The sequence below is a fragment of the Colwellia sp. MB02u-9 genome, assembly GCF_014077085.1.
Taxonomy (GTDB): Bacteria; Pseudomonadota; Gammaproteobacteria; order Enterobacterales; family Alteromonadaceae; genus Cognaticolwellia.
Genome location: NZ_JACGVF010000021.1, coordinates 1 through 240 on the forward strand (window position 1 = coordinate 1; position 240 = coordinate 240).

Sequence of the window (240 nt, forward strand, 5' to 3'; positions counted from 1 at the left end):
TCTTTCTTATACGAAGAAGTGGTGGAGCTAAGCAGGATCGAACTGCTGACCTCCTGCGTGCAAGGCAGGCGCTCTCCCAGCTGAGCTATAGCCCCGCAATGGGAAACACACTTTAAGCTAAAACGAAACGCAGATTTACGTCAGTTGCAAGGCGGAAGGATGGATGTGTAGGTTTTCTACACGAGTATCATTCCAACGCAGCAAGTGGCGTAAATTGGTAGGTCTGGGCAGACTTGAACT

The 240-nt window shown here is 49.6% G+C and carries 1 tRNA gene; it reads right to left on the minus strand.

Going from position 1 to position 240, the window contains the following annotated elements:
• Positions 1-19: 19 nt before the first annotated feature.
• Positions 20-95, minus strand: a tRNA-Ala gene (locus tag H4J65_RS00080).
• Positions 96-240: the final 145 nt, after the last annotated feature.